The sequence below is a fragment of the Pantoea alfalfae genome (assembly GCF_019880205.1).
Lineage (GTDB): Bacteria > Pseudomonadota > Gammaproteobacteria > Enterobacterales > Enterobacteriaceae > Pantoea > Pantoea alfalfae.
In genome coordinates, this window is the sequence record NZ_CP082293.1 from 65,799 (window position 1) to 86,180 (window position 20,382).

27 protein-coding genes are annotated in these 20,382 nt (G+C 52.3%); 12 read left to right on the forward strand and 15 right to left on the reverse strand.

From position 1 onward, the window contains the following. Nucleotides 1-225: 225 nt before the first annotated feature. The 3 genes from ycgZ (at nucleotide 226) to K6R05_RS18755 (ending at nucleotide 1,359) form a co-directional block, all read left to right on the forward strand. A complete protein-coding gene (ycgZ, locus tag K6R05_RS18745) occupies nucleotides 226-471 on the forward strand; it encodes a regulatory protein YcgZ (protein WP_033735314.1) in 246 nt (81 codons plus the stop codon). A 177-nt stretch (nucleotides 472-648) separates the two neighbouring features. Beyond that, nucleotides 649-942 carry a hypothetical protein gene (locus K6R05_RS18750; protein WP_150011759.1) on the forward strand — a complete coding sequence of 98 codons (294 nt, stop codon included), beginning with the start codon at nucleotides 649-651 and terminating at the stop codon, nucleotides 940-942. A gap of 162 nt (nucleotides 943-1,104) precedes the next feature. Continuing rightward, the gene (locus K6R05_RS18755) at nucleotides 1,105-1,359 is read left to right on the forward strand and encodes a biofilm/acid-resistance regulator YmgB/AriR (protein ID WP_061060655.1); all 255 of its coding nucleotides are present in this window, start codon (nucleotides 1,105-1,107) and stop codon (nucleotides 1,357-1,359) included. 318 nt (nucleotides 1,360-1,677) lie between these two features. Here the strand turns inward: K6R05_RS18755 and K6R05_RS18760 are convergent, their stop codons facing one another. From K6R05_RS18760 to K6R05_RS18780, 5 genes are all read right to left on the reverse strand, one after another. Continuing rightward, nucleotides 1,678-2,268: a TetR/AcrR family transcriptional regulator gene (locus K6R05_RS18760; RefSeq protein WP_222925606.1), complete on the reverse strand. Its 591-nt coding sequence runs from the start codon at nucleotides 2,266-2,268 to the stop codon at nucleotides 1,678-1,680. A 55-nt stretch (nucleotides 2,269-2,323) separates the two neighbouring features. Beyond that, nucleotides 2,324-2,899 (reverse strand): cytochrome b, encoded by a 576-nt coding sequence (locus K6R05_RS18765; protein ID WP_222925607.1) that lies wholly within the window; start codon nucleotides 2,897-2,899, stop codon nucleotides 2,324-2,326. Beyond that, nucleotides 2,899-3,900 (reverse strand): catalase family peroxidase, encoded by a 1,002-nt coding sequence (locus K6R05_RS18770; protein WP_262390931.1) that lies wholly within the window; start codon nucleotides 3,898-3,900, stop codon nucleotides 2,899-2,901. The genes K6R05_RS18765 and K6R05_RS18770 overlap by 1 nt, the downstream gene beginning before the upstream one ends. A 728-nt stretch (nucleotides 3,901-4,628) precedes the next feature. Further along, nucleotides 4,629-4,823, reverse strand: a complete 195-nt coding sequence (locus K6R05_RS18775) for a hypothetical protein (RefSeq protein WP_161736549.1) — start codon at nucleotides 4,821-4,823, stop codon at nucleotides 4,629-4,631. A gap of 100 nt (nucleotides 4,824-4,923) precedes the next feature. Next, nucleotides 4,924-5,328, reverse strand: coding sequence for a hypothetical protein (locus K6R05_RS18780; protein WP_222925647.1), 405 nt, complete (start codon nucleotides 5,326-5,328; stop codon nucleotides 4,924-4,926). On the opposite strand from K6R05_RS18780, the gene K6R05_RS18785 reads away from it, so the two are divergent. Next, entirely contained in the window at nucleotides 5,236-6,252 is a 1,017-nt protein-coding gene (locus K6R05_RS18785) for a substrate-binding domain-containing protein (protein ID WP_222925608.1), read from the forward strand. The genes K6R05_RS18780 and K6R05_RS18785 overlap by 93 nt on opposite strands. Nucleotides 6,253-6,392: 140 nt before the next feature. Here the strand turns inward: K6R05_RS18785 and K6R05_RS18790 are convergent, their stop codons facing one another. Further along, a complete protein-coding gene (locus K6R05_RS18790; RefSeq protein WP_222925609.1) occupies nucleotides 6,393-7,277 on the reverse strand; it encodes a LysR family transcriptional regulator in 885 nt (294 codons plus the stop codon). Nucleotides 7,278-7,376: 99 nt separating this feature from the next. Here K6R05_RS18790 and K6R05_RS18795 point away from each other — a divergent pair, with 99 nt between their 5' ends. Continuing rightward, nucleotides 7,377-8,102, forward strand: a complete 726-nt coding sequence (locus K6R05_RS18795; protein ID WP_161736546.1) for an SDR family oxidoreductase — start codon at nucleotides 7,377-7,379, stop codon at nucleotides 8,100-8,102. A gap of 39 nt (nucleotides 8,103-8,141) precedes the next feature. Here the strand turns inward: K6R05_RS18795 and K6R05_RS18800 are convergent, their stop codons facing one another. From K6R05_RS18800 to K6R05_RS18815, 4 genes are all read right to left on the reverse strand, one after another. Beyond that, a complete protein-coding gene (locus tag K6R05_RS18800) occupies nucleotides 8,142-8,882 on the reverse strand; it encodes a YoaK family protein (RefSeq protein ID WP_161736545.1) in 741 nt (246 codons plus the stop codon). 211 nt (nucleotides 8,883-9,093) lie between these two features. Further along, the gene (locus K6R05_RS18805; protein WP_135911024.1) at nucleotides 9,094-9,423 is read right to left on the reverse strand and encodes a DHCW motif cupin fold protein; all 330 of its coding nucleotides are present in this window, start codon (nucleotides 9,421-9,423) and stop codon (nucleotides 9,094-9,096) included. A gap of 25 nt (nucleotides 9,424-9,448) precedes the next feature. Continuing rightward, entirely contained in the window at nucleotides 9,449-10,141 is a 693-nt protein-coding gene (locus K6R05_RS18810) for an aspartate/glutamate racemase family protein (RefSeq protein WP_222925610.1), read from the reverse strand. Nucleotides 10,142-10,208: 67 nt separating this feature from the next. After that, the gene (locus K6R05_RS18815) at nucleotides 10,209-11,366 is read right to left on the reverse strand and encodes an MFS transporter (RefSeq protein ID WP_222925640.1); all 1,158 of its coding nucleotides are present in this window, start codon (nucleotides 11,364-11,366) and stop codon (nucleotides 10,209-10,211) included. 137 nt (nucleotides 11,367-11,503) lie between these two features. Between K6R05_RS18815 and K6R05_RS18820 the strand changes: the two genes are divergently transcribed. After that, entirely contained in the window at nucleotides 11,504-12,007 is a 504-nt protein-coding gene (locus K6R05_RS18820; protein WP_161736543.1) for a MarR family winged helix-turn-helix transcriptional regulator, read from the forward strand. A gap of 8 nt (nucleotides 12,008-12,015) precedes the next feature. Here the strand turns inward: K6R05_RS18820 and K6R05_RS18825 are convergent, their stop codons facing one another. After that, entirely contained in the window at nucleotides 12,016-12,618 is a 603-nt protein-coding gene (locus tag K6R05_RS18825; protein WP_161736542.1) for a helix-turn-helix domain-containing protein, read from the reverse strand. A 43-nt stretch (nucleotides 12,619-12,661) separates the two neighbouring features. Here K6R05_RS18825 and K6R05_RS18830 point away from each other — a divergent pair, with 43 nt between their 5' ends. The 6 genes from K6R05_RS18830 to K6R05_RS18850 all read left to right on the forward strand — a co-directional run bounded on the left by K6R05_RS18830 (nucleotide 12,662) and on the right by K6R05_RS18850 (nucleotide 15,646). Then, nucleotides 12,662-13,357 (forward strand): B3/B4 domain-containing protein, encoded by a 696-nt coding sequence (locus K6R05_RS18830; RefSeq protein WP_222925611.1) that lies wholly within the window; start codon nucleotides 12,662-12,664, stop codon nucleotides 13,355-13,357. A 115-nt stretch (nucleotides 13,358-13,472) separates the two neighbouring features. Further along, nucleotides 13,473-13,793, forward strand: coding sequence for a hypothetical protein (locus K6R05_RS18835; protein ID WP_222925612.1), 321 nt, complete (start codon nucleotides 13,473-13,475; stop codon nucleotides 13,791-13,793). Between the two features lie 231 nt (nucleotides 13,794-14,024). Then, entirely contained in the window at nucleotides 14,025-14,345 is a 321-nt protein-coding gene (locus tag K6R05_RS22185; protein ID WP_262390927.1) for a hypothetical protein, read from the forward strand. A gap of 144 nt (nucleotides 14,346-14,489) precedes the next feature. Continuing rightward, nucleotides 14,490-14,753 (forward strand): DUF1173 domain-containing protein, encoded by a 264-nt coding sequence (locus K6R05_RS22190; RefSeq protein WP_262390928.1) that lies wholly within the window; start codon nucleotides 14,490-14,492, stop codon nucleotides 14,751-14,753. Between the two features lie 147 nt (nucleotides 14,754-14,900). Continuing rightward, a complete protein-coding gene (locus K6R05_RS18845) occupies nucleotides 14,901-15,359 on the forward strand; it encodes an STM2901 family protein (protein WP_222925641.1) in 459 nt (152 codons plus the stop codon). Continuing rightward, nucleotides 15,353-15,646: a DUF1493 family protein gene (locus tag K6R05_RS18850; protein ID WP_222925613.1), complete on the forward strand. Its 294-nt coding sequence runs from the start codon at nucleotides 15,353-15,355 to the stop codon at nucleotides 15,644-15,646. Before K6R05_RS18845 ends, K6R05_RS18850 begins: the two co-directional genes overlap by 7 nt. A gap of 955 nt (nucleotides 15,647-16,601) precedes the next feature. Here K6R05_RS18850 and K6R05_RS18855 read toward each other — a convergent pair. The 4 genes from K6R05_RS18855 to K6R05_RS18870 all read right to left on the reverse strand — a co-directional run bounded on the left by K6R05_RS18855 (nucleotide 16,602) and on the right by K6R05_RS18870 (nucleotide 20,252). Next, nucleotides 16,602-17,018, reverse strand: a complete 417-nt coding sequence (locus tag K6R05_RS18855) for a type II toxin-antitoxin system VapC family toxin (protein WP_161736537.1) — start codon at nucleotides 17,016-17,018, stop codon at nucleotides 16,602-16,604. After that, entirely contained in the window at nucleotides 17,015-17,245 is a 231-nt protein-coding gene (gene vapB / locus K6R05_RS18860; RefSeq protein ID WP_110332107.1) for a type II toxin-antitoxin system VapB family antitoxin, read from the reverse strand. Before vapB ends, K6R05_RS18855 begins: the two co-directional genes overlap by 4 nt. Before the next feature lie 495 nt (nucleotides 17,246-17,740). Further along, nucleotides 17,741-19,039 (reverse strand): NtaA/DmoA family FMN-dependent monooxygenase, encoded by a 1,299-nt coding sequence (locus K6R05_RS18865; protein WP_222925614.1) that lies wholly within the window; start codon nucleotides 19,037-19,039, stop codon nucleotides 17,741-17,743. Beyond that, entirely contained in the window at nucleotides 19,017-20,252 is a 1,236-nt protein-coding gene (locus K6R05_RS18870; protein WP_222925615.1) for an aminotransferase class I/II-fold pyridoxal phosphate-dependent enzyme, read from the reverse strand. Before K6R05_RS18870 ends, K6R05_RS18865 begins: the two co-directional genes overlap by 23 nt. Nucleotides 20,253-20,382: the final 130 nt, after the last annotated feature.

Genomic DNA, 20,382 nt, shown 5'->3' on the forward strand with positions numbered 1-20,382 from the left:
GCCTGAACAATCAGGTCGGAACACCAGAGGGCTTGTTCCTGTACAAGAATATGGTACAATTTTCACTTCTTCACCACCTCCTCGTAACACCCTGTTTTTAAAGAAATAGCACTTTTTGCACAAAAAAAATCATTCCAAAAATCCAAAATCCTGTACAAGTTTTAAAAAGATGTATAACTTGCGCATCAGGAATGCTATACATTTTCACCATCTGAGGAAATCATCATGCGTCAGAACGGACAAGGCCCGGAAACGATCAGCGATATTGCCCGTTACTTCAATCAGGCCAGCTCACCTTCGCAACAGGAAACATTGGGTTCGGTTGTAGTCGAAATTCTGCGCGCAGGTCATAGCCTCAGCCGTAAAGCAATTTGCAGTAAATTATTGAGCCGCCTTGAACTGGCTGCGACGCCAGAAGAAGAGAGCCATTTGCATGAATTAATCGCGATGCTCTTTCGTCGCGAAGATTAATACCCGCTTACGGCTTCAGATATTTCTATCGTCGCCTGCTCTTAGCCAACATTCAGGAAGATTTACCCATAGGACCGAAGCCCAGTACTGCTTAGCCGTATCTGGTGCAACAAGTTGCACCCGCTGACGTATACGGACCCGCAGCATGGCCATTGATTCGTAATCAGAGAAGCCAGTATGTACAGAAGTGAAGATGAGAAACTGACAGATGTCATGATCGGCGAAGCCGTCCTGACATTACTTAAGTCAGACAAACCGGTGTCGAGTAACGCCTTAATCGCGCAGCTTGAACTCATGGCTGCTAATGCCGATGACGACACTAAAGTGTCTGTGATTCGCAAAGCTATCACTGAAGTTCGAAACGGTATGGTTACCGCGCGTAAACGTGTGCAGGGCGACGGTGCTGAACGTGATAAGACCACGCATCGTATGAACAGCGATGGCCCACCTGATGGGTCTAAAAAGCACTGATAAAGGGTATTGTGTGCCTGATACACACGGCTAGCGATAAGCGAAGCGGCAGCCTTTAAGCGAAATTTTTATTGGCTGGCTGGGCAAAACGAATACAGCGTCTACACTCGTTTTGTTTTCACCCATTGCGTATAACGAATTTTCCTCAGAGAAAGAAAAATCATGCAACACTCTTCATCAGATTTATCCATTATTGACTATTTTCGTAGTGAAGGCGATTTGCTGGCACCGGAAACCGAACTGCTGGGCGCAGTGATTCGTGACATTGTGGCTGATCAGGGACGTGTGACCAACAAAGCGATAATTCTTTATCTGATTGCCGAACTGGAATGTACTTCCGACGTTATCAGACTGGATGTGTTGCGCAGAACGCTGGAAATTGTGGTTGGCCGTACACCTGACGATACTGATATCTGATTACCTGTCCTGCGTTGTTGGCGATAACGCAGGTTCAGTGAGATTAATACTCCGCTTTTGAGGCACTTTTTGACGAATAACTAAAACCAATCCACCTACTATGTACAAAACGCCCAACCGTAGCTGCAAATCGTAAAGCAGACCGCAACGGCCATAGGTCATAGACAGCCCTGACGTAGTTGTGCTTTCTCGCGCAAAATATCCCTCTCTGTTTTCCCAAAACACTCGTATCACTCTGCTGGGTGATAATCCGCGCCAATTTTATTTATTTGCTGGTAACAGGCAAAAAATCACATAAAACTTATCATCTTCAAGGCATCATGGGGCTTTCACTAATCGTCCGATGACCGGTTCAACAATTTGCAGGAATACATCAGCGTTATTAAAAGCACGCGCAGAAATAATCGCACCATGCACCGTTGCCATTAGTGATTTTGCCTCTGTAGCGGCACTTTCTCGCAGGGAAAAGACGCCGTTCTTCTCGCCCCTGACCAGCACGTCAGTGAGCCAGTCAGTGAGATCGGAAATATGAGCACTGACTTCCTGAGCCACTTCTTTGGGTAATACTGGCAATTCGACCGCCAGCATCACGCAAATACAGAAAGGCGAATTGTTCTCTTTTATGCAGGTCGCCCAGAAGTTCACATAGCTATTAATTTCGCCCAGTACATCACCGGCGAAGTGCTGGCTGGTGGCCGCCATTCCTGCGCGCGCTTGATGACGATAATCACTCACAACCGCCTGAACCAGATCCGCTTTGCCTGGGAAATGGTGGTGAATACTGGACTTGCGAATCTGCACCCGCTCGGCTAAATCGGCATAGCTGAAGCTGTTGTAACCGCCAGAGGTGAGCAGCACGCGGGTGTGATGCATAATTTCTTCGGCTTTCTGTGAACGTTCTGTACTCATGCATGCTCCCGGCAGCAACAATTAAATGACGTCAAATCTGTAAACGGCCCTGAACCTACTGACCGTCAGCCGGGTTGTCAAGCGCACCAGGGGCGAGGCGTTTGCGTGAAACCGTCATACTGCTGAACACACCATCGCGCAGAATCAACGCATGGAACAAGGCTGCGGCAAGATGCAACATGACGGTCATGAACAACGCCAGGGCCACCCAGCTGTGAAGCGGTCGCAAAACCGCAAACGCGTCGTTGCTGACCGGAACAATGGACGGCAGTACCAGATGACCCAGCGTAACGGGATAGCCGCCCGCCGACAGCATCGCCCAGCCGATGAGCGGCTGAGCCAGCATCATGGCATACAGTGCCCAGTGTGAAAGATGTGCTGACAATTTCTGCCAGGCAGGGAGCGTGGCCGGCAGTGCTGGTGTAGCGGTGGCGAAGCGCAGCCAGAGCCGCACAATGACCAGCAACAGAATCATCAGACCCAGCGGCTTATGGATGGCCACCAGCAGGCCGTGCAATGTCGAAACCGTGGATACCATCGCGACGCCAATAAACAGCATGGCCATAATCGCCGCCGCCATCAGCCAGTGGATGATGCGCAGTGCCGGGTGAAAAGTGGTGATCTGTTTCATCAAGGGGCCACTGCCTGTTCATGGGTGCGTGCATTATAAGATTTGGCGTACGCTGACGAACGGGCATTCAGAAGCGGATCGTCCGATGCGGTTATGCCATCCGGCAAAATCAGCGGGTCATAATTAATGTCGTTACAGGCACCCTGCTGCTGTGGCGTCATTTTAGTGATGGTCAGCGTTCCGGCATTGATCTTCTGACGATCGGCAGGCCAGTCAATCGTTGCGTCATTGCTTTTATCACCCACCCCCGCGACGGTAATAATCAGGTCCCATTTCTGCGGCCCCTGCGCCAGCCGCTGCTGCAGATCGCGTTGCAGGAAATCAGTGTGCTCTTTTTCTTTTTCATCCATCGGCTGATAGTCAGCGTGCGGCACCATACTCCAGCGCACCAGGTGTGGATGACCTTGTGAATCAATGAAATCAAAGGCGTTCAGGCTGTTAAATCGATCGCGGGTCCAGCTGGAAGCGGGCATATATTGTTTAGCCCAGGCAAAAAAGGGTTTGATCTCACGATGCTGCCGTACAAAAGCCTGCATTTTGGCGGGGTCAGGTTTACCGGTTTTAGCATCCGGCAACGTGGCGCTTTGCAGATCGTAAAAGCCCTGAACGCTTTTCACCGGGAAAAACGGCATTGCATTCATGCCGGTGCGCCACTGCTCACCATTTTTCTGATAAAACGCCAGCGCCATACTGCGAACCAGTACCGCATAATCAGGCGCATTCGGATTACCGCCTGCGATAGCGAAACGGCCCACCACCGGCGTAACGCCGGGGGCGAACAGCGCCGCGCGTGACAGGCTACTGGCGTTACCGTTAGCCGAAAAGTCGCCTATGATACAGACGCCTTTAGCATGATTACGCCGATAGCCAGGGTGGTAACCGCCAGATTTTTCCAGAGCCGCCACCAGCTTGTCCGATGTCAGCCTGCTGGTCTCCAGCCACCCGCCTGCCCACAGGATCAGTGCGGTCAGCAGCAAAGGGACGCCCGCAATAAGCGCCAGTCACATGATTTTCTGACGTGCAGCAAGAGAAGGTTTATTCATCAATACACTCTATATTGCAGAAGCTGAAGTCCACGCGCATTCCGTACCCTTTGCCTGCGATAACAGAAAAGCATTTATAATTACGACTGACACTCCCACTGAATCTACTAGTAGGTAGGTATGCAAGTCAAAGGAATGTCTTCCTTTTTTTTTAACCTGCGGTGCTCTTGTTGCAAGTCTGATGAAAAGTGCTCACCCACAACAGGCCTTTGCCTTTTACAGATATCAAAGTGATCTACAAAACGCTGCCTGAGCGACTCGTTATGTTCGTCTTTGCCATTCCGGCGATTACGCAGGACATTCTCCCGGTCATAATCATTTCTCAAATCATACATAGTCAGAACAGTATGAGTAACACTTGAAACAGAAGAAAACGCTGCCACAGCCCGCTGAAATTAAAAATATTTTTCCTGGAAAGTTATAGAATAAAAACTTCCCAAACGCTTTTTTGTGAATAATGATTGCAGCCGATGAAATTAATTATTATGTTTTCGTTTCAGGCCAACAGAAGATTATTCTGACTGAACTGACAAACCAAAAATATAACAGGGCTTAAAATGAATTTCTTTAATTCGCATATTTTATCGGCGCTGTTTACTGCGTCTTATTCTCAGTTAAAGTGGTGCTGCGGAGTTATGGCAGGAAGGGAAGGTTCTGGATGGCGCCCGCCATCGACGCCATCAACCTTAATGCATCTTGCGGGTAAAAAAGCCAATCGCTTCCTGGCACAATGCTTTCAGTTTACTGTCACGCGTCTCTTCGCTCAGGCGAAACAGAGCGTCCGTAATGTCGTGAAAATGAACAGGCTCCCCCGCCTTGATCAAATCACTGACGACCGCGCCAACCAGCGCACGGATCTCTTTTTCATTATCGTACTTCACACGACCTCCCGATGGTGTATGCATATACAGTCTAACATTATCGGGTGTCAAAAAACAAAAAAGCCATCTTAACGGAAATATAAGCGAAGCGGCAAACCGGTTATAAATCATCCAGCTTAAGACTTGCTCTGGAATTATCTAAGCCAGCACTATGCCCTTGCCAGTAAATAGTCAAAAGAGTGTCATCACTGCCTGGATCTGACTTTACCAATACCGGAAGTGGGGCGATTAAATATGTCGTTTGAGCGTAACGCTGAGTTTCAGGTTTATACAAACTGTTATTCCTGTCCCCGATGCCGCATTTTCTCTCTGCCGACCAGTCATACTTTGAAGAACGTGTTTCAGTTGAACCCCAGTTGTTAGCCGGTATTATGATAAAACTCTGGTTATCCTCTGCTGTCGTGAGTCCTGCATGGCTAAATACACCCTCAAACAAATCGCTGTCCAGTCGGGGCTTAGCCTTGCCACCATTGATCGTGCCCTGCATCAGCGTGGCAACGTTCATGCGCGCACTCAGCATCGGATTCAGCAGGCGATAGCGGACCTGGAACTGATGCAAAAAGCCGGCCTCGCCAAAGGCAGAACGATCTACTTCGACGTCATCATGCATACCCCTGACCGCTTTCAGCCACTGATTCGTGAGGCGCTCAGCAGTCAAATCGCCAGCTTTGCTGCTTTCAGACTTCAGCTGCGTTTCCACTTTGGCGCGAATCTCACAGCAGAAGCCATTAACGCGCTGCTGAACAAAAAGGCGCTTCACAGTCACGGTGTCATTCTGAAAGCGGCCTGCTCCGATGAGCTGAATCCCACTATTGAATCGCTGCTGAAACATCGCGTTCCGGTGGTCACCATGATGAGCGATTTACCCGACAGCGCGCGCCTGCGCTATATCGGCATGGATAACTTTGATGCCGGTAAGTTGGCGGCTTTTCTGATGTCAAAATGGCTGCGAGTCAGCCGTTCACATATTGTGGCGATGACAGGCAGTCGCGATTTCATGGGTGAACAGGAGAGAATCCAGGGTTTTCAGCGTGCGATGCAGCAGTTTGCGCCTCAGCATCAGGTTAGCGTGGTGGCAGGAGGGTATGGCATCGATGCACGGATGCATCAGTCGATGACGCAATTCTTGCAGAGCCATCCGGACACGGATGCGGTCTATACGGTCGGAGGCGGCAATCCCGGCATCCTGCGTGCGTTTGCCGAACAAAAGCGGCATGTGAACGCCTGTATCGGTCACGATCTCGATCAGGAGAATTGTGCCCTGCTGCAGGCCGGTAAAATAGATGCGCTGATTGAGCACAATTTACAGCTCGACGCATTGCACGCCTTCAGAACGTTGCTGGAGTTCCACGGTTTCCTGCCCGCGTCTGAACCGCCCGTGCCCTACTCTAAAATCAATATCATCACCCGATACAACATGACAGCCTGAAGCACTGACACGCCGTAACCCCGTATAACGTCAAGACGTGCATTGCAATTTCGGGCTCTCTGAATGGCTCACCGTTTGACTGGCTGGAGCCGGTCAGTGTCTGCAATTTTAGCGCTGCTTAACAGGCATTTCTGCTCTCTTCATAGCCTGACATGATCAATCAATGCCCTGAGTTTAGGGGCCAGATTTTTACGGCTGGGAAAATAGAGATAGAACCCCGCAAAGGCAGGTAACCACCCATCGAGTATCGTCACCAGTTCACCGCATGCAATGTAAGGCTGAAAGGTCTCCTCCATGCCAAAGCTGATGCCGCCCCCGGCGCGGGCGGTGCGGATCATCACCCCCATATCATTGGTTGTGAGCTGCGGATTGACGGCGACATCAAACTCCCGTCCCTGCTCAGCAAACTCCCAGCGATAAGGCGCCATGCCTGGTCCTTTACGCCAGCCGATGCAGCGATGACTGACCAGTTCTTCGGGATGTTGCGGCGTGCCTGCACGCGCCAGATAAGAGGGTGACGCTACTGCTACCTGACGCTGCGCAGTGGAAACCGGCACCGCAATCATATCCTGCGCGATCACTTCTCCCAGCCGCACGCCTGCATCATAGCCCTGCCTGACAATATCAAACTCGTCATCGGTCACGGTAATATCCAGCTCAATCTGCGGGTAAGCAGTAATAAAGCTCGCCAGCAGTTCGCCTCCCAGCATCCGTTCAGCAATTGAGGAGATCGCCAGCCGTAACTGGCCACGTGGCTCAGCCGCCAGTTCGGCAATATCAGTGACGGCGCGGTTAAGCTGGTTAATCGCCGGAGCCACCTCCGCATAGAGCCGCTGTCCGGCTTCTGTTAGCTGAACTGAACGCGTGGTGCGCTGCATCAGCGTAATGTTGAGCCGGTTTTCCAGACGCCGCAGACTCTGGCTAATCGCCGGACGGGTCACGCCTAGCTGTTCCGCTGCCAGCCGGAAATTTCGGGTCTGTGCCACAATCACAAAAACTTCGAGGGCATTCTTGTCCGCATTCATTGGTCAGATTTAGTTACCAGTCTGTAAAACGTTTGGTGGATTATCTTTATAATGCAGCCGCCGTATGATCGCCAGTGACAAGCTGACTGGAGAGACAAAATGACGAAGAAAGTGATTTTAATTACCGGTGCCTCAAGCGGCATCGGTGCAGGCATCGCGCGTGAACTGGCAAAAACCGATGCCATTTTGTTACTGGGCGCGCGGCGCGAAAGCCGTCTGGCCGCCCTGGCTGAGGAGCTGCGGTTTAGTGGTTCAGAGGTGGCGATCAAAGCGCTGGACGTTACGCGCCGCGAACAGGTGGCGCAGTTTGTGGCGTTTGCGCTGGAGAAGTGGGGACGGGTTGATGTGATGATCAATAATGCCGGTATTATGCCGCTATCACCGATGGCATCGCTCAGGGTCGAAGAGTGGGATCAGATGATCGATGTAAACATCAAAGGGGTACTCTATGGCATCGCGGCGGTGCTGCCGACCATGCTGGGCCACCAGCGCGGACACATCATCAATATCGCATCAATTGGTGCGCTGGCCGTGTCACCTACTGCGGCAGTTTACTGTGCCACCAAGTTTGCGGTGCGGGCGATTTCTGACGGTTTACGGCAGGAGAATAGTCAGCTGCGGGTGACCTGTGTCCATCCCGGTGTGGTCGAGAGCGAGCTGACCTCAACCATTACCGACCCGACAGCTGCCGAGGCGATGCAGCATTATCGCGCTATCGCGCTACAACCGGATGCCATTGGCCGCGCCGTGCGCTATGCGATTGAGCAACCTGAAGAGGTGGATGTAAACGAGATTGTCGTGCGGCCAACCCGCACACAGCAGTAAACAACCGGCCCGCTGCGCGATGTGCAGCGGGCCGGAATATCAGTAAAGGCTTCTGCGGGTGCGCTGGACGGTGACGGCGATAGCCGTCAGTGCTACCAGCATCAGAAACACGCCCAGTCCCACCATCGCGTTAAACCCATAGCTTTTAAACAGCAGCAATCCGGCAATACAGCCGCTAAGGAAGGAGAACACCGTCGTCAGATGGGTGTGAAGAACCTTCTGGAAGAAGCGACGGTCGTCGGTTTCCAGATGCACAGCATGAGACGTATGCGCAAAAATCCACGACCCCAGCGCTATGCCTGCATCGGTCAGCGTACCGGTAATGTGGGTCGATCTGACGCGGCCATTGGAGAGCTGTGTCGAGGTTGCATTATGCACTCCCATCAAAAAGCCCAGCATTATCAGAACTTCCCCGTTAAAGCTTGGCCGGTAGAACATCAGCTCAAAGATCGACGCCGCCGTCAGCGCCGCACCTTCCGCCAGAATAATCAGACAGAAAATGGTGCGTAACTTATGCCTGATCCCCACCACTACCGCCAGCCGGGCAACGGTACAGCCCAGTACAAAGGCAATAATCAGCGCCATCAAAAACAGCATAGTGTGAAGATCGCTGGTGGTGACTTCCTGAGATATCTGCGAAGTGTTACCGGTCATATGCGATGGGAAAAATCCAAACGCCCCCAGCGCCATGGCATTAAGGATGCCGGCGGTGGTCGCCAGCACCAGCGCCAGCAGTCGGTCTTCAGTATGTGAACGAACTTTCTTCTTTTTTATCAGCACAGGCTTCCCCACATCAGGTGAATGCAAAACGTTCTTATAAGGCTTCAAGCATACAACCTGATGGAAATAATTCCTGTCAGAACCAGATAACTCTGATGAAATAAGCCATTAATTTTGCTGATTTTTATAAAGCAGATTCAGTTTACTTTTAAAAGTGTCAACGGCGCGATGATCCACCAGCGGGCAAGCCTTGCAAAAGCGGATTGCTAATTCAGTCGACGATAAAGAGTTGCGCACCTGTCGTTGTAAAAGAACGATGCGGTTCAGCCTCATCCGCGACCTGATAGCTGACGCCCGGAGTCAGCACGAAACGGCGGCCATCAGCCAGTTCAGTATGCAACTCACCCGCCATGCAGAGCAGAATATGACCTTTGGTGCACCAGTGGTCGGCGACATAACCTGGCGAGTAGTCGACCATGCGAACCCGGATGTCGTTAAATTTCATGGTTCGCCACGTCGCCTGTCCCTGTTCGCCGGGATGAATTGTCTCTTCCACCTGATCCCACTGCGTCAGGCCAAACGGCAGATTGTCTATTTTCATGCGATTCCCCTATTGAGGATAAGCGTTAAGTCAGAGCCTGGATAACGGCCTCTTCCGCGTGGATTAGGGTGGTATCAAACAGCGGCACGCTGGCATCGGTGGCATCAACCAGCAGAGTAATTTCAGTGCAGCCCAGAATAATGGCCTCAGCCCCCTGCGCCACCAGTGACTGCATAATCTCCCTGTAGCGACGACGCGACGAGGGAATGATTTCGCCCAGGCACAGCTCATGGTAGATCACCTTATGCACAAACAGACGATCCGCTTCATTGGGCGTCATCACCTCAAGACCGAACTGCTGTTGAAGACGCCCGCGATAAAAATCCTGCTCCATAGTGAAGCGCGTCGCCAGTAATCCGACCTTACGTATACCGGCCTGCTGAATGCGACGTCCGGTGGCATCGGCAATATGCAGCAGCGGTATATCTGTTGCGGCACTGATTTGCGCCGCCACTTTATGCATGGTGTTGGTACAGAGCACGATGAACTGCGCACCAGCGCGTTCCAGATTACGAGCCGCTTCAGCCAGAATCTCGCCCGCCTGCTGCCATTCGCCCGCAGTCTGAAGTTGCTCTATGCGCTGAAAGTCGACGCTCCAGAGCACCAGCTCCGCTGAGTGCAGGCCACCCAATTGCTGTTTAACCTGCTGATTGAGAATGCGGTAATAGAGCGCGGTAGACTCCCACGACATGCCGCCTAACAGACCAATCACTTTCACAATGCACTCCGGGTTCAGGGATTTTATTCCAGCATGCCAGATCGCCATTGATCGGCAACGGCTTTATTCAGGCTGCGCGGTTCTGCGGTCTGAAGCGCCAGGCAATCACCATCAGTACCACCACGCCAGCGCTCATGATCAGCCAGGCCTGAGTCATTGACGTTCCGCTATCACGCACCCAGCCTGCCAGCAGCGGCATCAGAGCCGCAATCAGGTATCCGCCACCCTGTACACGTGACAGCAGAATGCCCGCTTCTCTGGCACTGCGTGCATGATCCAGCGTAACGATCAGCGACAGCGGAAAGAGCGCACCGATGCCCGTACCCAGTAACAGTGAAGAGAGTATCGGCATCGTACCCGGGTAAAAGACCAGACTCAGCAGCCCCAGCAACAACAGGCCCAGCACGCCGAGCAGCAGCGGACGGCGATCGGGAAAGCGATGTAACATCGCCGAGATGATGAATCCTGCCACCACTTCGGTTAACGTCAGGGCCGCGAGCAGATAGCCACTGTGGCGAGCACTCCAGCCCAGTTGAATATAGAATGGCGGCAGCCAGGCCAGCACTAACGTATAAGCACCCGTGCCAATGCCGAAAAAGAGCATCAGCAACAGGGTAAGCCGCACGGACATCGTCGCTGCATCAGAGGCCACGCTCACCTGCGGCGATCGCCTGACTAAAGTCAGCCAGATCAGCAGTGTTGCCAGCGTTAATCCGCCGGAAAGGGCCAGCGCGGGTTGCAGGCCCAGCCATGAAAACAGCGGGTCAGCAACGGCTGCAGTCAGTGCCGCGCCCGCCATAATGCCCGTGCTGAACAGCGCCATCAGCGTCGCCGCTGCTTCAGCAAAGCGTTGCCGGATAAGAGCGGGCATCAGCGCCTGTATCACGCCAATGCCTGCGCCCCCCGCCAGCGCGGTGAGCAGCAGTTGAGAGGGAGTAAGCGTAACGCCGCGCCACAGGCAAGCGACAGTCAGACAGAGCAAACCGGCGGCGATTCCCCTTACCGGCCCGATGCGGGCAATCAGCCACGGGACAGAGAGTGCGGCCAGACCCATCATCGCCACCGGCAACGTGGTCAGCAGACTGAACGTCGTCGCCGACAGCCCGGCCTGCAGTTGCAACACCGGGAACAGCGGGCCGATAATCGCCAGCATTGGGCGCAGGTTCAGCCCGATAAGAAAAGCGATCACGGCAAACAGAATGGGGAACAACACCTTATTTTTCATCATTGACGCCTTAACAGAGGATTGACGACGACAGCAACGGGCTGTCATCATTTATCTTAACGTTAAGATAAATTCCCCCTGGTGTTAAGAGGCTGCGCACAACCCGACAAAATAACCACAGTATTTAAAGGTGATTTATGCATGACCATATTGATTTCGTTGTCAGCCAGTGGGACGACGCGATGCCCGACCTGGATACCGCTTCCATGCGTATTTTCGGCAGAGTGCTGCGGCTGATGAAACATCTGGCTAAAGCGCGCAGTGAGGCACTGGCGCCGTTTGGTTTTCAGGAGGGGGAATTTGATGTGCTGGCGACACTGCGACGGGCGGGATCCCCTTATCGGCTGTCACCCACGCAGCTCTACCAGTCACTGCTGGTGACCTCCGGCGCAATGACAAATCGCCTGAACCGGCTGGAGCAGCAGCACCTGATTGAACGTGTTGCTGCGCCAGAGGATAAGCGCAGCATGCTGGTCGGGCTGACACCACACGGGCAGCAACAGATTGAGCAGGCACTTCGTGCACATACCGCAATTCAGGAGGCGGTGCTGGCACCGCTGGCCGCATCAGAGCGCGCCGAACTGGAGGGGTTGCTGAAAACGCTGCTGCTTGCCTTTCCCGGCGAAGCGACAGCCGAATAAAAACGCCGTCAGCGCTGCAGTTCCGCCACCGTCATGGTGAAGATAACGGGCTGGTCATCGGCACTGGCATAGGCATGGGGCATATCGGTACGGGCCACCGCCGCACAGCCCTGCTGAACCATCAGCGTCTGCTCACCCACGGTTAGAGCCAGCATGCCCTGCTCGACGTGCAGCAATTCCAGCGTGCCCGACGAGTGCCCGGTGGAACTGAACACCTCGTCTGCAAACATCTGCCAGCGCCATAGCTCGATCATATCCGGCCCACGGGTGCCGGCCAGCAGCTGCGCACTCCCGCCCTGCTCACCGTGCCACAGCACGGGCATTTCGCTGTTTTCAATCAGCCAGACGTCAGGTGCATGCGAGATACTAACGATATCCGCTACCGAGACGCCCAGTGCGGCAGCCACTTTACACAGAATGGCGATGCTGGGATTGGCGGCACCCTTTTCGATCTCCACCAGCATCCCTTTACTGACGCCTGCCCGGCGGGATAACTCATCCAGCGAGAGTTTCTGGCTTTTGCGCCAGCTTTTTATGCGGTCTGAAACAGCCTGATTGACAGTGGCGACATCAGCTCCGGCATCGGTCGTTATATTGACTTTTTTGGTCATCGGTCATTACTATGAAATAAATTAGTCACTGAGAGAGTATTCAATGTTATCTGTTCATCCGTCAATCGATCCGGCTATTTTCACACTCGCTCCTGGCTTTCGTGCCATGAGCATTGCGGTGGAAGCCACACCGATTACCCGACCAGAAGTTGCCAGCGAAGCACTGAGGAGCGCATGCCAGCAGGTATTAAATGATGATGCGCCGTGGGCAGACGCACATCTCGCCGCCTGGGCTGAGGTGTTTAAAGCCTTTGGTGCCAAAGCGAAACGTACGCCCTGTTCGGCTGAAGCATTGCGTAAGCGCGTGCTGCGGGATGGCACACTGCCCGCTATCGATCCGGTTGTCGATCTCTATAACGCCATCAGCATTCGTTATGCGCTGCCGGTCGGGGGTGAAAATATCGCGGCCTATGCTGGCAAACCACGTCTGGTGATTGCTGACGGCAGTGAACGTTTCGATACCGTTAAAGAGGGCGAAGTCGTTTATGAGTTACCGGAACCAGGCGAAGTAATCTGGCGCGACGATCAGGGCGTAACCTGTCGCCGCTGGAACTGGCGTCAGGGCGTGCGCACCCGACTGGATGCCAGCGCGCAGCAGATGTGGTTCATTCTGGAAAGTCTGCACGCTATGCCGCTTTCCGCGCTGCAACAGGCCAGCGACGATCTGGTTTCGGGATTACAGCAGATGATGCCGGGTGCGCAAATCAGTACGACGCTGATTGAAGTGCCAGCAAACTGAACATTGCCTCAACAGGGGATGAACAAGGTTAACGGTGAGCAGAAATTGTGGCAGGATACGCGCCCTGCGTCTGGCCATACCCGGCTGACTTAACGGCACTCAACCGGTGACTAAAATGGCTAAAGTAAAATATATCCTGCCCCTGCTGCTGATCCTCGCCCTGGCCGCCTGGTGGTTTATCCCACACGACAGCGAGGAAGATAAGGCGTATTACGTCGCGGTGTTGTGCGCGATTGATCATGATAGTAAGCAGCCCCTCGACCAGCAGATGCGAAATGTTATTGAAGGCGGTAATTCTGACTATGCGCTGCAGAAAATAGCCTATAAACCGCGGCTGGGCCGCAGTGTGATTGCTCGCTGGGAGCAACTGAAGGCCGATGAGCAACAGCGCGCCGCGCAGGATAATCTTCTCTGCCAGCAGTTGCTGAAACGCTGATTTCTGGTGAGCGTGTTTATCTTATTATTCGAATAATTTCGCGCTGGTCATCATTATTGCTGCGCCCGCCTTGCCTTATTCCTCAGCACCTGAAATCAGCGTGGGTTTACCGTTTACGGCTGAAAGAGATGCATTAAAAATAGTGTCTGAACCTATTGATGGTGCTGAAAGAAGTCTCATTATGACAGCATACAGTTTCACCAATAAGCCGACTGCGGCGGCACTGGCTGGGTGAGCTGGCGCCTGCAGCAGACGGCTGCCCGGATTCGCATTGGTCGCGTTCAGCTGGAAGAATCTCTGCTGCTCATGGTCATGAAAGATACGCCGCAGGTTATCGCTAACCGGGAACACCTGAGAGCGGCCGGAAAGAACAAATGGCGACGTATCATCGTTTCTGTGCAGGCTGGAGTGAAGCCGGTGAAGCACGACGGAAGACTATACTGCCGCTGGGACTGTTTTCTGGTTTTCCAGATTTGGTTCTGCCTGAAGACGTTCGTCACCGCCTGGAGCGTAGCTTTAGCCGCGAGCCTGGCGACTGGCGCAGGGGGATGAAAGTCGTGATTATCGCTGAAACAGAGCCGCCGGAAACATCGTTCAGGCAAACAGACGGGCGTAGCCGGCCGACCAGCTGCATTATCGTGATTGATGTGGCGCTGATGACGGTCAGCCCACGCTTTATTCAGCTGGATTCCGGCTATGAGGGGGCTGTGGCAGGAAAAACGCGCCTTTATCAAGCCTCTGCGCTACGACGGTGAAGAAGATGTGTTTCCGGATTTTGTGCTCAAAGACGTTCCTGGCGTGGACGCGCTTCCGATGGAAGTGTTCGGCATGAACTTGCCAGAGTACCTGCAGCGCAGGCAGGTAAAAACCTCTCACTATGATGCGGAATTTGGGCCCGGCCGTTGGTGGTACTGGGATGCTGCTGCGAAGTCAGACATGCCTGCATTTCCCTGCGCCTGACACTGGTGTCTTTTAACTGCAGGGAGATATGGCTGAAGTACCGTATCTGTTTATCCTGTGCCTGACTGGTTGTCAGGCCTGAACGCGGAAGGTATTGTTCAAGAAGCGTCAGGACGATAAATGAAGCTGAACCTGCAGGAGCTGGCAGTGGACACGACTGAAGAACTCAATAACACCTATTTCTACGCAGGCAGACCCAACCTCACCGCCGGTGAGCTATTTATCATGATTTTCTGTGAAGAAGTCGCCGAACAGCTGGGGATTGATGATTTCGGCGCGATCGTGGCCATTCTGTCCGGACGTAATGTCCTGACTACCCGCACCAAACCGCGCGATGCTCTCAAGGGAACCTCCTATGCCTCACGGGCAGCACGCAGGGTGTTCCCTAAAGCCAAGTTTCCCTTCGGCATTCAGCTGCCAACCATCGTAGGGGGATACCCGCCCCGGACCGCGCGTATTCTTTTTACGCATAAGCTCAGCACCTTTGTCGGACGGGCGATACACGTAGTGGGCTGGGTGATTCTGGCCAGAGACGTTGCCAATATCAGTTTCAATTCAGTCAGACTGAATAATGCCATCGCCCGCGGGGAGGATAAGTTATGGTAGATGACACCCAGACACGCGTAATGGCACTCATTGAGCCGTGGAACGGTCGCTCACTGCTGACGTTCCGGAAAAAAACACTCACGCCAGAGACGTCGCTCAATCTGGACATGAAGCTGGACCCTGAAGATGCTGCGGAATGCCTTCAGAACGTCTTCGATGCGTTTGCAATGGATTCTGACCAGGTGAATTTTAGCCTCTACTATCCAGAAAACCCGCGCGAGGCCATCCCTCTTACTATCGAAATGTTGATCGAGTCAGTCCGGGCCAGGATATGGTGCTATGACTGATACATAAGATGTCAGAGACAGTTATCATTGTTAAGGAGCAATAACCATCCACAATTACGTGCGCGAAGTGCAACGTGAGTTGAGGGCCCTTATTTCCACTTTTTAGCTGAAAATAGAACAGCTTGCCCGCTTCAAAATCAAAATCCTTCGACAGTATACTTGTTGAAGAATCTTCCAATTCATAGTGATCTACTTCGTCCAGAGCGGGGGCATCGTATTGCCAGAATTCACCATCCTGCTCCCGGATTTTGAGATACAGTGAAGGAACAAAGCAGAGCAGGTCCCTTATGCCTTTTCTCAGCGATTCTATGAGATATCCCTCTGGAAACTGTAGCGTCACGGACACCGCATCCCGACGTATCTGGTATCTGAAATAATTGTCACAGTAGTATCCCTGCGAGGGTAGTGTGCGGCTGAAAGTCGGTAATAGAGGGCTTCCTGCAGAGTGCGCAACGGCAGTGGTGGGTAATGTTTCACACTCTTTAGCCAGGGTATGCAGCAATTGTTTTTTATCCGGTGCAGGTAACCTGACCGCATAGGCCATTTCGAGCTCAATTATCAGTTCAACAATTTCCAGGGATGTGAGATGCAGGTCTCCAAGTGTGTAGTGTGACGGAAACGCGTAAGCTTTGATGCGTCTGGCCAGCAGGCGCAGGTTTTTCTCTTCGAGCGCAAATTCATAATGCTTACGTAGTGCATGCTCATCAGTCTTTCCGTTCGGGTTTAACGGAAGGTTATCGACCTGACAGATGTGATTAGGCAGAGCATAGCCAGGCGGGAAAGAAGATGCTGCTCATTATTTTTCTGAGCCTGCAGCAGAAAGACCCATACCAAGCGACAGTTTTGGTCCCGTTTTTGTGTTTTTCCTGCTTAAAGAATATCCAGTAATCGTTGAGCCGGATTGTCAATTTTCAGTTCATTCATTCTTTTAATATCCTGCAATTCATACCCGGGTTTAATATACCCAGTCTTCCAGAGCCAGATCCGGAACACGCGCAAATTCCCGCGTATTGTTCGTCACCAGCACGGCGCCAGCCGAGATGGCGTGCCCGGCAATCGCCGTATCGTTCGGGCCGATCGATGTCCCGGCCTGGCGCAGCGCCACTTTAATCTCCGTGGTGGCATCCACCGCGGCGCGATCCCAGGGCAGGACGGCATCGAGCCGGGCGCAGAACGCGTCAACCAGCTGTGCGTGTCGCGGCGAGGCCTTCGGGCCGGTGGCGCCGAAGCGCATCTCTGAGTAGGTGATGGCCGACACCACGATGCGGTGGCCGCGCATCACTGCCTGCTCCAGGCGCTTCAGTACGGCTTCCGGCTGCTCGCGCATGATGAACGAGCAGATACAGGTATCCAGCATATAGGTTGTGTTCACAGGTTAAATCGTCCTTCGTCGCTGACAACGTCTTCGCGCTCTGCCATAAAGTCCGGATCGGCCTTTTCGAGTTCAAGGTATGAGCCCCAGGTCGGCCGGGCGGGACGCAGGATGATGCTGTCCCCTTCCCGGATGATTTCGAGTTCGCTCACTCCTTCAAAATCCATGTCACGAGGAAGACGAATGGCGCGATTGTTGCCGTTTTTAAAAATGGATACGGTTCTCATGGTTACTCCTTCCGGTCGGATTTCCGACACTGTGCCGATACCGGCTATTTTTTGTGGCAGAACAGCGCTGCATAGATAAAGCATATGCGATGTATATGAAGATGTAAAGCATATGCATCTGTTAAGTATATGCAGATGCAGGACATATGTATATGCATCACATATTCTGATTTGTCTCTTTTTATCGAAGATCCGAAAAAAGGCAGAAGCGGATCCCGAGAGATATTTTTTGCTGAGGGTCGTTTAGTAAAATTGAAGGTAACTTTAGGGAGTAAATGCTTTGCCAGTGCGGCATGAACAGCCAAGGCAACCCCGGATATACGGAGGCTCACTATGCATGAGAAATGATCAGGACAGGAAAAGCCGCATAAGCGGCGTTTTTACTGTTCGAATTGTAGAGTTTGTTGTCCTGATGGGGTCCGAAAGTATTTTTCGTCTCAGATCAGAACTGCAAGTTCTGAATCTCAGGCGTTAACTTGATGAATATATTAATTTTTAAGCGCCGAATATTTTTTCCCGATACGTTCCTTCTGAATATTCAGTTTTATACACGCCTCTGTTCTTCAGTTCCGGGATTAAATAGCCTATAAAATCCTCATAAGTTCCGGAGTTCACTATGCTGGGCAGGTTAAACCCGTCCGCGCCGTTTTGCTGTAAAGTAACAATTTTATCAGCCAGTTCTGAAGGACCGCCCACCATAACGCACCCCAGTCCTCCGACAGCCGCACGCCGGATCAGCTCGCCGACAGTTTCGGGACATTTACTGTGACCTGATACTGTAAACTGCTCAGCAAATGACTGAATGGCCTCTGATTGAAAGGAAGCCAGCGGGCGGAGTGGATCCTGGTCGGTCAGATCAATACCCAGCCAGGCAGAAGCTAAAATCTCCGCACCCTTTATATCTGCAAAATGCAGCATATGTTCATACTTCTGCTGAGCGACTCTGTTATTTTCTGCCGTGATAAAAGTTACCTGAGGGATGATACGGTAGGACGTGCGCGGCCTCTTCCGTTCTGAGAACTTATGGATTATGCCGGACATGAGACGGTTAGTATTTTCTACCGACTTACCGGCCAGGAAAACGCACTCTGCATTTTTAGCGGCAAAAGCGAGTCCTGTATCAGATGCTCCGGCCTGGTAGAGAACGGGGTAGCCCTGCGGAGAGTACGCTGACAGACCGTATCCGGAGAATTTTATATAATCCCCCTCAAATCTCACTTTTTTTGCAGATGAAAAGAAAGTGTCATCCGGGATGGTGGTCATCCGGGGGGGGGCGGCCCACATTTCCATGCACAGCGAGACGTACTCCTCTGCATAAAGGTACCTTTCTTTATGATTCAGAGGAGCGATGAGCCCCATTGCCTGCATGGCCGATGGCAGATAAGACGTGACGATGTTCCAGGCCATTCTGCCCCGGGTAAGATGATCCAGCGTACTCATCTTTCTGGTAAACAGATAAGGTGTGTCAGCAAAAACTGACGAGGTCATGCCGAAGCATAAGTTACGCGTCACGGATGCCATAAGCGCGACCGCCGGGGCTGGATCGTGAAGAGGGAACTGAATGCCCCTGGACATGCAATATTCTGACTCATCATTTTTCTGAGTATGGAGGCCTAAAACATCAGCAAAAAAAACCCCATCGAACAGAGCGTCCTCCAGCGTGCTGGCCAGCTTTTCCCAGTAATCCGGAGTCATAAAACCGGCACAGTGATTGTCCGGATTTTTCCACTGGCCCGGATTAAGATGGGTAAGGGAGTTAAGGACAAAGGCATTAAAAATTAACGGGCTTTTCATTAAGCACCTCTCTTTCTGTCATCAAAGAGTTCAGCTTTGCCAGAAAGGCGCTGATCTGCTCCTTCTTCATATCAGCCCTTAAGGTGATCCGTATTGCCGGGCTTGATTTAGGTACAACGGGGAAAAATACCGGAGAGGTAAGGAAGCCCTCCTCTGCCAGCTTTGTGCTGAGCCAGATGCATTCTTCTGCGCTCAAACACCGAATTAACCTTACCGGACTGGGGCTCGAATCACCTCTTGTGCCGCGGAGTTGATCAAAATGATGGATGTTATCAGACAGCTTTTTTTGCAGCCGGGGCAGCAATGCCGAGTGGTGTATCGCCAGTGAAGCCATTCCGGCGCCTATGCCGGCCGCATTCAGGCTCTGGGACCAGTTAACCGGGCCGCCGTACTGTTCAATTACCGGGGTGATCTTTTTATCTCCGTACAGTATAACGCCACCCGAAGCGCCAAATGCCTTGGCCAGGGAAGCAACAATAAAGGTGTTTTCAGGGAGTTCAGTAAAGTAAGAGCGGGCATAACCGGTACCGCAGGTGCCAGAAATGCTCATTGCATGAGAATCATCGTAGAACAGACCAAGCCCGTACTTATTCTGAAGGCTCACGATTTCAGTGATGGGCGATATACCACCCATGCTGTAAAAGGAATCCGCCACGTAAATAACGTGCTGATTAGTTTTACAGATGTCCTCTAAAGCGGTGACGTCATTATGGCCGATAGTCATTACAGACGTTTCTTCTGCGCACAATGCTTTGAGATGATTCATTGAATAATGCGCGAACCGGTCGAACACCATTAACGGCTTTATACCGCCGTTAAAAATACCTGATGCCAGTAAAGGTAACATTGCTGCTGATGCACTGCTGCAGGAAAGCGTTACCAGGGCATGCGCGTTGAAATGATCGCTGAGCGCATTCTGATAGTTGTCCAGCAGAGCGAGGCGGCAGCGGTTCCTTGAGCAGGCTACGCGCAGCGTTGCCTGTTCCTGGATAGCCTTTATGGCACCTTGCTGAATTTCCGGCGCATAGTCCAGGCCAAGATAGGACGTAGTGCAGAAGTGGATGAAATCACGTCCATACTGATCCGTCAGGCTGTTATCTCCGTTTACCGTGACGCTCAGTTGACTAGTTCTGGAGCGACGTGCTTTATTCCAGTGAGGGGATGAAGTTTCATGAACCTTGCTGATGTTCGAGTGTGTCTTAAAATTATTCATCAATGTTTTCCTTACTTATGCTGAATATATGGCGCAATAATATTCAGACGCAAAGATCCGGGAATGGTCGCACCATATGGAGTGATCGCATTTTAAAAACAGGTATCAGGCGTTCTGCAGTTCCCGCTCA

Bases quoted from the DNA above. Each gene is read 5' to 3' on its own strand.
- K6R05_RS18820 (WP_161736543.1), top strand. From the start codon at position 11,504: ATGCATGACCATATTGATTTCGTTGTCAGCCAGTGGGACGACGCGATG.
- K6R05_RS18850 (WP_222925613.1), top strand. From the start codon at position 15,353: ATGGTAGATGACACCCAGACACGCGTAATGGCACTCATTGAGCCGTGG.
- K6R05_RS18805 (WP_135911024.1), bottom strand. From the start codon at position 9,423: ATGAAAATAGACAATCTGCCGTTTGGCCTGACGCAGTGGGATCAGGTG.
- K6R05_RS18865 (WP_222925614.1), bottom strand. From the start codon at position 19,039: ATGAAAAGCCCGTTAATTTTTAATGCCTTTGTCCTTAACTCCCTTACC.
- K6R05_RS18795 (WP_161736546.1), top strand. From the start codon at position 7,377: ATGACGAAGAAAGTGATTTTAATTACCGGTGCCTCAAGCGGCATCGGT.
- K6R05_RS18830 (WP_222925611.1), top strand. From the start codon at position 12,662: ATGTTATCTGTTCATCCGTCAATCGATCCGGCTATTTTCACACTCGCT.
- K6R05_RS18755 (WP_061060655.1), top strand. From the start codon at position 1,105: ATGCAACACTCTTCATCAGATTTATCCATTATTGACTATTTTCGTAGT.
- K6R05_RS18790 (WP_222925609.1), bottom strand. From the start codon at position 7,277: ATGAATGCGGACAAGAATGCCCTCGAAGTTTTTGTGATTGTGGCACAG.
- K6R05_RS18765 (WP_222925607.1), bottom strand. From the start codon at position 2,899: ATGAAACAGATCACCACTTTTCACCCGGCACTGCGCATCATCCACTGG.
- K6R05_RS18785 (WP_222925608.1), top strand. From the start codon at position 5,236: ATGGCTAAATACACCCTCAAACAAATCGCTGTCCAGTCGGGGCTTAGC.
- K6R05_RS18870 (WP_222925615.1), bottom strand. From the start codon at position 20,252: ATGAATAATTTTAAGACACACTCGAACATCAGCAAGGTTCATGAAACT.
- K6R05_RS18835 (WP_222925612.1), top strand. From the start codon at position 13,473: ATGGCTAAAGTAAAATATATCCTGCCCCTGCTGCTGATCCTCGCCCTG.
- K6R05_RS18750 (WP_150011759.1), top strand. From the start codon at position 649: ATGTACAGAAGTGAAGATGAGAAACTGACAGATGTCATGATCGGCGAA.
- K6R05_RS18760 (WP_222925606.1), bottom strand. From the start codon at position 2,268: ATGAGTACAGAACGTTCACAGAAAGCCGAAGAAATTATGCATCACACC.
- K6R05_RS18815 (WP_222925640.1), bottom strand. From the start codon at position 11,366: ATGAAAAATAAGGTGTTGTTCCCCATTCTGTTTGCCGTGATCGCTTTT.
- K6R05_RS18825 (WP_161736542.1), bottom strand. From the start codon at position 12,618: ATGACCAAAAAAGTCAATATAACGACCGATGCCGGAGCTGATGTCGCC.
- K6R05_RS18780 (WP_222925647.1), bottom strand. From the start codon at position 5,328: ATGAACGTTGCCACGCTGATGCAGGGCACGATCAATGGTGGCAAGGCT.
- K6R05_RS22190 (WP_262390928.1), top strand. From the start codon at position 14,490: ATGAGGGGGCTGTGGCAGGAAAAACGCGCCTTTATCAAGCCTCTGCGC.
- vapB (WP_110332107.1), bottom strand. From the start codon at position 17,245: ATGAGAACCGTATCCATTTTTAAAAACGGCAACAATCGCGCCATTCGT.
- ycgZ (WP_033735314.1), top strand. From the start codon at position 226: ATGCGTCAGAACGGACAAGGCCCGGAAACGATCAGCGATATTGCCCGT.